Annotated in this window: 2 protein-coding genes and 1 pseudogene; 1 reads left to right on the top strand and 2 read right to left on the bottom strand. The window is 66.9% G+C overall.

Features of this window, described 5'->3' with window-relative positions; translation table 11 throughout:
* On the bottom strand, window positions 1-119 hold a 119-nt coding region (locus AB0J76_RS49455; protein ID WP_352331413.1), incomplete at its 3' end, for an FAD-dependent oxidoreductase.
* A 622-nt stretch (window positions 120-741) separates the two neighbouring features.
* On the opposite strand from AB0J76_RS49455, the gene AB0J76_RS49450 reads away from it, so the two are divergent.
* Window positions 742-1164 carry a VOC family protein gene (locus tag AB0J76_RS49450; RefSeq protein WP_352331411.1) on the top strand — a complete coding sequence of 141 codons (423 nt, stop codon included), beginning with the start codon at window positions 742-744 and terminating at the stop codon, window positions 1162-1164.
* Here the strand turns inward: AB0J76_RS49450 and AB0J76_RS49445 are convergent.
* Window positions 1130-1580 (bottom strand): annotated as a pseudogene (locus AB0J76_RS49445) (Tn3 family transposase); the annotation flags it as partial. The gene AB0J76_RS49450 and the pseudogene AB0J76_RS49445 overlap by 35 nt on opposite strands.

Raw genomic sequence — 1580 nt, 5'->3', positions numbered from 1 at the left:
TGGCTGGTGGGCGCGTCGTTCCGTTCGAGCACGCGGACCGCCACGCCCGCCAGGGCCAGCTCCGCGGCCAGCAGCAGTCCGGTGGGCCCGGCTCCCACCACGATCACGTCGATGTGCACCGGCCAGGTCGGTGAGGAAGTCGTCCAGGTGCCGGGCGAGTGAGTGTGCGCGGCCGAGTTGCTCGGCGATGACCAGATCCATCGTGTCGACCTCCACCACCCGCCGGGTTGCCAGATAACCGGGAATCGAAGCGTCCGCGCCGGGCGACGGCGGCCCAGCTCGCGCTATGCCGGTGATCGCTATTTCGCCAGATAACAAAAGTTATCTAAGAACTGGTCGTGCCCCACGCCTCTCTGACTTCCGTGGTCGATCAGGACCGCTTGGCCCTCAGCGGCCCTACCTCTCCGCCGGAGGGCTCGGGCTGCAGGGAGGCAGGGCCCTGGCCGGATACGACAAGCAGCAGGCTTACCCCGAGGCCGTCGCGGCCGCGCACGCCGACTTCGCCACCCTGCGCCCCCGAACTGCACGGGAATACACGACACAGGATGTCGTGATTCGTTGGGAGGCTTAACGGAGTGATCCCTCAGACACCCTGAGCGGTCATTCCATACGGGTCTGGGCGCGCAAGCAGTTCCGGGGGCCGAAACCTCGGCGGTCGAGCACTGCCAGGTTCGGACAACCGTCGGTGCCTGCTGCTGCGGTCCTGGCCGTTCGCAATTCACTCACACGAAGGAGCATCAGATGGGGTCTCAACTCAACCCGTGCCTCGCTTTCAACGGGAACGCACGGCAGGCGATGGAGTTCTACCGGGACGTCTTGGGCGGCAAGCTGGAGATGGGCACGTACGCCGAGTTCGGCTCGCCGGACGCACCCGCCGACCGAATCATGCATGCCACGCTCCGCACCCCGGACGGCTACACGCTGATGGGTTGGGACGTCCGGGAAGAGATGCCCCACACCCCGGGCAACAACGTTGCGGTCTTCCTCGGCGGCGACGACGCCGAACTCCGCGGCTACTTCGAGAGGCTGTCCGCCGGCGGCACCGTGACGTTGCCCTTGGAGAAGCAGTTGTGGGGTGACGAGGCCGGCTCGCTCGTGGACCGGTTCGGTATCACCTGGATGGTCAACATCACCCAGCAGCGGTCGCGGCCTGGGTCATCTTGAACAGGATGTTCTCCTTGCCCGAGACGCGTTTCAGCTCGGCGACGAACTCCTCGGTCACCTTGGTGTCGGCGCGCGCGTTGATCCGCTGCACGGTGGTGATCAGCAGGTCCGTCATCGCGTCGATGATCTCTCGGCGGCGGCAGTGCAGATAGGCCGCCGGCAGCGTCACCCGCAACTCGTCACCATGCCGGCGCAGATGGCTGGGCGAGGACACCGCCACGCGCGCCCGCCAGGACAGCAGAACGCCGGGGGCAATGTCGTCGAAGACGTCCTGCGGCAGCCCGATCGCCTCGATGGCGCCGAGCTTGAACACCTCCTTCTCCATCGTGGTGACGCTCACGTTGCCGGGGTCCTGCCGGATCGCCGCGAACACGTCCACGCCCTCAGCCTCCGCCGACACCTCCTCACCGCCGTCC

The organism is Nonomuraea sp. NPDC049624 (assembly GCF_040675255.1).
GTDB lineage: Bacteria > Actinomycetota > Actinomycetes > Streptosporangiales > Streptosporangiaceae > Nonomuraea.
This window is presented reverse-complemented; position numbering and strand designations above follow the sequence as displayed.